The organism is Fannyhessea sp. C0108B2 (assembly GCF_056583915.1).
The window spans coordinates 104,640-112,594 of the sequence record NZ_JBWPJQ010000006.1; the positions used below are offsets into that span (position 1 = coordinate 104,640).

The 7,955-nt window shown below is 40.1% G+C and carries 5 protein-coding genes and 1 pseudogene; 2 read left to right on the plus strand and 4 right to left on the minus strand.

Going from position 1 to position 7,955, the window contains the following annotated elements:
* Positions 1-54: 54 nt before the first annotated feature.
* Together AC1DBT_RS04350 and AC1DBT_RS04355 are read left to right on the plus strand one after the other, a co-directional pair.
* Entirely contained in the window at positions 55-2,178 is a 2,124-nt protein-coding gene (locus AC1DBT_RS04350) for a hypothetical protein (RefSeq protein WP_480018739.1), read from the plus strand.
* A gap of 278 nt (positions 2,179-2,456) precedes the next feature.
* Positions 2,457-3,860, plus strand: coding sequence for an MFS transporter (locus tag AC1DBT_RS04355; RefSeq protein WP_480018740.1), 1,404 nt, complete (start codon positions 2,457-2,459; stop codon positions 3,858-3,860).
* Between the two features lie 292 nt (positions 3,861-4,152).
* Here AC1DBT_RS04355 and AC1DBT_RS04360 read toward each other — a convergent pair whose 3' ends face one another.
* The 4 genes and pseudogenes from AC1DBT_RS04360 to AC1DBT_RS04375 all read right to left on the minus strand — a co-directional run.
* Complete coding sequence (locus tag AC1DBT_RS04360) at positions 4,153-5,268, minus strand: LacI family DNA-binding transcriptional regulator (protein ID WP_480018741.1); 1,116 nt, start codon at positions 5,266-5,268, stop codon at positions 4,153-4,155.
* A gap of 247 nt (positions 5,269-5,515) precedes the next feature.
* The gene (locus AC1DBT_RS04365; protein WP_480018742.1) at positions 5,516-6,022 is read right to left on the minus strand and encodes a GNAT family N-acetyltransferase; all 507 of its coding nucleotides are present in this window, start codon (positions 6,020-6,022) and stop codon (positions 5,516-5,518) included.
* 132 nt (positions 6,023-6,154) lie between these two features.
* Positions 6,155-7,363: an ATP-binding protein gene (locus AC1DBT_RS04370; RefSeq protein ID WP_480018743.1), complete on the minus strand. Its 1,209-nt coding sequence runs from the start codon at positions 7,361-7,363 to the stop codon at positions 6,155-6,157.
* A gap of 103 nt (positions 7,364-7,466) precedes the next feature.
* A pseudogene (locus tag AC1DBT_RS04375) lies at positions 7,467-7,955 on the minus strand (helix-turn-helix domain-containing protein); the annotation flags it as partial.

Sequence of the window (7,955 nt, forward strand, 5' to 3'; positions counted from 1 at the left end):
ATCATGTAAACTATTTTTCCTAGTGTAAAGCAAACGATCCAGATAAGGATGAACATGAAAAATATACACCGAATTGGAGCAGTTATCGCAGGTTTAGCTCTTGCATATCCGGCACCGCTTGCTATGGCAGCTACTAAGAGCGCAGCAAACATACACGTTCCTCTTGTTTCAAATGAACATGTTAAGCTCAAAAGCATAAGTGATAAAGATGTTGCAAGCGCACGTAAAAATTCTGAAGATGCTCAGCAAAAAGAAAACGCTGCTAAAGAACTTTTAAAACAACATAAAGATAAGCTTTCAGTTGCACAGAACAATACTGAACAGAAGCAAAAAGCTGTTCTCGAGGCACAAAAAGCTCTTAAAGAAGTCGGCGAAGTTGATAAAGAAGATTTTAAAAACAAAAAAGCTGCGCTTGAAAAGGTTAAAGCTGAACAAAAACAGGCTCAACGCGCAAAAGACAATGCTGATAAAGATATCGAAACCAAAGAGAAGACACATCAACTTTTTAAGCAGAAACTAACCGAAGCAACTCAAAAGCACACGCAACATATAGAAGAAGCAAAACAACTTGAAAGCGAACTTACTCAAGCAAAACAACAGCTACAGACAGCACAACAGCAATTATTGGAAAAAGCTAAAACGTATGACGAAAAATTTGAAAAACTTTCGACTGCGATAGAAGCAAAAACCAATGAGCTTAACGGCTTGGAGCAACACAAGAAATCTAAAGAAACTGAAAAACAGGCTAAAGAGAAGCTGCTTAGCGAGCATCAAACACTCAAAGATACAAAAACTCAGGAAGCTCAAGCGGCTCAGCAAAAACTTAACGAATTACAAGGTCAAACTGCTGGACTAAAAGAAAAAGAAAAGGCTATTCAAAAAGAAAAAACTGCTCTTGAAAATGGTGGAATTGGTAATTTGGGTAGCATTATCAACAAACTTGCAAAAGCAGGGGAGGAAATTAAGCAAAATGCAAACGCAATAGAGCAGCAAACAAAAAAGAAAGAACAAGCCGAAACTGCAAAACAACAAGCTGAAGCTAAAATAGCAGAGCTTAAGCCCCAAATTGATCAAATAAAAAGGGACCTCAACAAGCTCAACTTTACTATTCAATTTAAAAAAGGCATCAAACAGCAAAAAGATGCAGAATTTGCACAAGAACAGCGCAAAGCCGAAACGGAAAAAAGACCTTTTGTTGTGGCGAAAGATCGCGCTGAAGCAAAAGTTGGACAGCTTACACAAAAAATTAGTGACAATACGCAAGAGAAAACAAAACTTGAGCAAAACATTCAAGAACATACCGAGCATGAAAAACTAGCAAAACAACAACTTACAGAAGCCGAAGAAACTGCTCGTCGAGCAAGCGAAGGACTCCAAACTAAACTTTTAGACTTAGTTGCAAAAACAAAGGAATTTGAGCCCATACTTGAAGCATATAACAAACGTGAAGAAGCTGAAGAAAAAGAAGCCGTAGCTAAGAGTGAACTTAAGCAAGCTCAAAGTGAATTATCACAGTTACAAGAAGCTATCTCACAACAAGAACGCGTTGTTAAGGATGCTCACGCAAAAACTGTAGCTGCACAAAAAACTCTTACAGAAGCAGTACTTCAATTTGAGGCAAAACAACGTGCCGAAGCCGAACAACAAGCTAGGCCAAAGGAAGAAAAACCTCAAATTCAGGGGCAGGATCAGGCACAGCAACCAAAACAGCGACAAGTTCAACCTCAGGAGCAGCCACAACCGCAGGTAAAACCACAAGGTCAACCTCAGGTTCAACCGCAAGTTCAGCCTCAAAAACCAGCTGTACCCGAAAAACAACCAACACCACCTATGGACAAAAAGCCCCAGACGGGCTCTGCGCCTCAACAAGCTGGCGATGTGGCACCTCAGGCTCCGCAATCAAGCAAACCTCAGCAAAGTGAGCAGCCAAGCGAAGCTCAAAAACAAGCTGACAGCAAACAACAAGACTCAAGTCATGATTACATGCTTGCTCAGCACCCCCACAAAACTGAAAAGCAAACTGGTGCTTCAAAAGCAAAACATCGTGTAAGACGTGCAAACGGCGCGCATCGCACGCCTCAAACTTCCGATTCATCCTTACTCGCATTTGGATTTGGTACATTTGTACTTGGCATAAGTGCAACGGCTTTTGGATTCATGAAAAAGCGCACAAAATAACTTTCGCAGCATAGCACATGCATACGTAACGAATGTGTAGTACACATATGCAGAGCACCACGCTCTAGTCCCATGTTTTATGGGGCTAGAGCGTTCTTGGTTTATGCATATAAACGCAAACAAATATCATGGAAAAACGAGCAGAAAAAGCACGATAAGCATATTTTCTAGCATTTTTTTGTTATATCTATGATGTGCGAATTAAACCCGTCAAACAAGAGCATTCTTAACTGTGCACCTTTACCGTGTAAAGGACTTGTTAACGAAAGGACGCTCGCTTGTCACAAGAAATCTCTTCGAGTACGTTTACGCATACGCTCAATCAAGCTCGCGCAAATACTCATGACACCACCGCAAAGCTTCAGCAAGAACCTGCAGATGAAATGAATGCACACTCCCACCATGAACCTGCATCAGCTATGAACACGCAACGCTCTGGGCAAAAGCCTACACAGACTACGAACACAAACCACGCTCATCAATCCATTTATACGCGCGACGTAATTTTGGTTATGGCAGCATCGTTTTTCTTTATGTTTTCTACTATGCTGGTAACGCCGCTCATTAATGGGTACGCCCTTACGCTTGGTGTAAGTGCAGTTATTGCTGGAATCATTACCGGATCAATGAGCGTAGTTTCTCTTTTCTTGCGTCCTATAGCTGGAAACATTACCGACCGTTTTTCTAAGTATCGACTATCTTGTATTGCAGGAGTGCTTATTTTTATTGGCGTCGTTGGCTATTGTATTGCTCCTAACGGAGTTTGGCTTATTATCTTTAGACTTATTAACGGTACGGGTTTTGTGCTTGCAACGGTATGTATGACTACATGGTTAGGTTTTCTTGTTCCGCGCAATCACGTGGGCGAAGCTATGGGCTTTTACGGGCTTATGAACGCTCTTGCTATGGCCATCGCCCCTGCAGTTGGAATTTATTTTTATAAAATTATCGGCTACCGAGAAGCCCTTATGTTAGCAGCTGGTGCCGCATTCATCATGCTGATTGTTATCCAATTTGTAAGCAATCACGCATACCCTCTTGTACAACAAAAAAGCTGCGCGGACTCTACAAACGCGTGTTCTACTGAATCAAAGGCGCCGTGGAGAAACGTTAAGATCCTTCAAAAAGACGCGTTTCCTATTACGTTATTTATGATTTGTTTTTCTATACCCTACTTTGCAACGCAAGCCGATTTGGTTGAATACGTGGCGGACGCGTCACTTGAAGTATCAAGTGGGCTATTTTTTATCATATACGCAATTGCGCTGCTCATCATACGTGTTGTCTTCAAAAAATACTTTGATTTAGTAAGGTTTGGCATCTGGTTTTGGATAAGCACCATTGCTATGGCAGGATATTTGCTTATGATGTCGTTCATGGCTAACGATATTCATATGAGTATTGCCGCGATTCTGTTATCAATTGGATACGGCGTTATTTATTCGGTAAACCAATCAACTGCCATGATGCTCGCTCCTCGAAGCGAACAAGGTCTTGCAAGTTCAACATTTTATATTGGTCTTGATATTGGTATGGCTACAGCGCCAATGATTGGCGGCGTATTAGTAACATGCGTTCCCCACGCACTATTTTTCCCTGCCATGCTTGTGCTGTTACCACTTGCTTGTGTGGTATATGGGCACTATCGCACGCGTTTGAATAACGCTATTAATCACGATTAACACCTCGCCAGCTAAAACCACTGCCAGCCAAAAACGTAACAAGCAGCGCGCGCAAAGGCGCTGATAGTAGGCGTCAATCAGTAAATGCTAAGCATCAGCCTGCAAATGCACCACACAAAACACCACACGACAGACGCAAAACCGCAGCTGTTAGACATCAAAACAAAGTTATGCAAATGTTAGACATCACAACCGCAGCGCTCTGCAATCGTATGCACATATAAGAAATATTAAACGTATGAGCAGACCAAGATGAGAAGTTCTCACATGTGTCTCATAACAAAGGCGGCTACTACAAATTTTGAACACTTGCTTTTTCTACCAACACGGGATTAAGCATAATATCAAAAGGAGCGTCTTCGTCACCTGCCGCGGACGCAGCGCGTGCAGCTTCTTTGTCGCCTTTATCACTTGCAGCGGATACAGCGTCTGCATCGCCTTTGTCGCCTTTATCGTTGGTACGTTTCTTAACACACACCCGTTTAAGCATGGTATCAAACGATGCTTGAGCTAGTTCAGAAACGTTTTGTTCAACAGAAGTTAAGGCAGGCTCAAACAGCGCGTCAGCTGCAGAGTTGTCGTAACTTACAACCGAATAATCGCGCGGAACTCGCAAGTTTGTTTGATATAAATAGCGAAGCAGCCCTAAAGCGATGTTATCGCTACTTGCAAAAACAGCCGTTGCGCCAAGATGTGCCAGCGCATGAGAAGCATTGTATGCATCTTCTATATAATATCTGCTTGGCAAAATCAAAGAATCATCAAAAACAACGCCATATTCTTGCAGCGCGCGTCTATAACCATTAAGGCGCCTTTGACCCGTTAGGGAATCTGCGTTAATAAGCGCTGCAATGCGGCGGTGATTATGAGCAAGTAAGTAATGCGTGGCAAGATAGCCGCCTAATTCATTATTGAAGTACACCTTATCGCACGCAAGACCAGCAATAGTACGGTCAACCATAACGTAAGGAACGCTTAAGTGCAAAAGCGTTTGCTTGAACTCTTCGGTAGCAGATAGCTCATCAGAAGAAATAATAAAAATGCCATCTACGCCGCGCTGAATCAAAAGCGAAACAAGCTCGCTATCATGCGTGGAACTTTCATCTGAATTGGTGATAAACAAGGCATAGCCATTTTCGCGGCACTTAAGTTCAAGATGTTTAGCAAACGACGAGAAAAATCGGCTCTCAATATTAGGAACAATCAGACCCAAGGTGTGCGAGTGTTGAGTAACCAAACTCCGTGCAATTTGATTGGGTTGGTAGTGATTTTGGCGCGCAATATCTAAAATAAGACGACGTTTTTCATCGCTTACTCGAACATCGCGGCCGTTAAGGAGCAGCGAAACCACCGTAATAGAAACGCCTGCTTGCTCGGCAATATCTTTAAGACGTAATTTCTTTGCCATAGAGTTCCCACATTCTTGGTATGCTTACCTGTTGACTTTCATGCAGCCAATTAACTCGTTTGTATAGTATAGCTGTTATAGGATAGCTTGTATATCGTCTGGGATAACACCTGCACGCCATACAATACGGATTGAGTGATCAGCATGGATAAAGATTTAGTCTTCTTAAAATCCTCGTATGTGGAAAGGTGGCAATTAATTTCATAGTGCATAGATTAAATAGCGCATAGATTAAATTGCTTTTTCCCTATAGAGTAATCCAATACCTTCTTGTGGTAACATTTCCCCTTGATAAGCTATTTTCTACTTTGTTTTCCAAAACTCCGCCATTATTTTCTATAACTTTTATTGATCCGATATTGTCATCATCGCATGTAATCAAAACTTTCTGTAGGTGCAAAGTCTCTTTACAATATGTAAGTGCCATAGAAAGCATTTTTGTTCCATAGCCTTTCATACATTCAGATTGCCTAACTTCGTACCCTATGTGACCGCCATAGTTAATTAAAAAAGAAGTTAATTCGTGCCTAATACCAATTTCACCAATAAATTTTTCATTATCTATCAGCCAAAATGTAGTAGCTCTCACATAATTTGCAGGTAAATTGATACCATGCTCAAAATTATAAGAACGCTCTATAATTGTTTCATAGTCTCTAAAACGTCTTTCAGCATGCGGCCTAAACATTTCATCTTCTTCATTTGCTTCTATATAACTTTGGATATATTTCTTATCTGGTCTAATTAATCTCATAAGTTGTCCTTCTTCTTACTATGCAATTCTAATAAGAATACAATTCTATTAAAATTAGAATCCATACTAGTCTTTTGAGCTTTCATAATGTCATCGCGAAACTTAATCTACATAAGAGCAAAATCAAGCACCTTACGCATCCTTCTCCAGTAGAAAATCTGGTAAATATTTGTGTATAATGCCTTCTTGCGAAAAATTTATTGTGTCCATCGACAAAACGAATTTAGGATAATTATCCTTAACCAATCGATAAACACCAAATTCTCTACTACGAGTCTCTTCACTACCCATTAAATAAGAGACTTGATAATACTCAGTTTTATTTTGCCTCGTAGCAATGAAGTCGATTTCTTGATTGTTAATACGACCAACTTGAACTTGAAAGCCACGAGACAAAAGCTCAATATAGACGATATTTTCCAGAATACGTTCAATTGATGCAACATTTGAAAAACCTACTGCTTGCCTAAAGCCATGATCCGTTACATAGTATTTTTCCTCAACCGTCAATAACTTTTTTCCGACACTGTCATAGCGTGGAGCTTTTTTTAGAAGATATGCGGCTTGGCAAAAATTCAAGTAATTCAAAATGGTGTCCACTGACACTTTACGACCTTCGCTCATAAAATGTTTACGTAAGCTATTGGCCGAAAAACTTTGACCAATATTATCTAAACAAAAAAGTAAAATGCGATTAAACACGTCGACATCTCGGATTGAATTGTATTCAAGTATATCCTTAACAACAACAGTATTGTAGATATCGGTTAAATACTTAAAACTCGGCTCTTCTTCTCCATTAAAATAATGAAGAGGGGGCATGCCGCCAATCTTGACATATAGCTGAAATAATTCCTGTATGCTTAAATTCAAAGTTTGATACAAATTTACAAATTCGCTAAAAGTAAAAGGCAACACCTCAAAACTCACGTAACGCCCTGCAAGCAAGGTAGCAAGCTCGCTAGACAATAATTTTGAGTTAGAACCGGTCAAATAGATATCGCAATCATAATCAACTCTAAGTGCATTTATGACACGCTCCCAGTGAGTGACTAACTGAATTTCATCGAAGAAAAAATATATTTTACCTTCGATTTGTTGACTACGTGTTGCAATTAACTTTTGCAGGTCAAGATCGTTTTTGACCGATAAGTATTGAGCTGATTCTAAATTAATATAAATAATATGACTTGTGGGAACGTCTGTAAGTAACTCAGATTGAATCATGTTTAACAAAGTGGATTTTCCCACGCGCCTCATACCTGTAATCACCTTCACAATAGGCTTGTCAATAAAAGGTTTGATCTTATTAAGATATTTGTTACGTACTATGTATGACATAACATCGTACCTTTCGATTACAGTTTTTTGCTTACGCTATCGATTATAGTCGATAAACCTATTGATTCTTACATTTATTTCTATTATAAACGAAACAAATCACTTATTTCTTTCCGAGCCTCCACGCTTTGAGCACCGCTTTTATTACTCTGTAAGTCAATGCGGCCAACGGCCAAACGATCCAGCCTTTTCTCCAATCGGATGTGATGAAACTATAGGCTAAATAAATGAAGATAATTATAATCCAGTAAGCTTCGAGCAATAACCTAATCTTTTCAGGATAGACAGTCTTTTTCTTTGGTTGCAGCAAACGGTAATAGGACGAGCGGACAATATTCGCCTGTACGAATAAATAAACAGCTGCTGCCACCAGGGCAATAGCAATAACTGCAAAAAAGCCGGATGAAAGTTGATAAAATTCCGGCGCTATATCCGAAATTATAAGAAAAATAAAGGCAACCATACATAAAACAACACCGCTGACCGTCCGCAGTACATACGACGGCATGAACCTCTCCAAGCGTTCTTTGAGCACACTGTCAACACCGTAAGCCGTTTCAAAGTCCTCTTTTTCCAAATATTGATAACGCTT

Excerpts from the sequence above, each read along its gene's own strand:
- AC1DBT_RS04350 (WP_480018739.1), top strand. The coding sequence starts at position 55 with ATGAAAAATATACACCGAATTGGAGCAGTTATCGCAGGTTTAGCTCTT.
- AC1DBT_RS04360 (WP_480018741.1), bottom strand. The coding sequence starts at position 5,268 with ATGGCAAAGAAATTACGTCTTAAAGATATTGCCGAGCAAGCAGGCGTT.
- AC1DBT_RS04365 (WP_480018742.1), bottom strand. The coding sequence starts at position 6,022 with ATGAGATTAATTAGACCAGATAAGAAATATATCCAAAGTTATATAGAA.
- AC1DBT_RS04370 (WP_480018743.1), bottom strand. The coding sequence starts at position 7,363 with ATGTCATACATAGTACGTAACAAATATCTTAATAAGATCAAACCTTTT.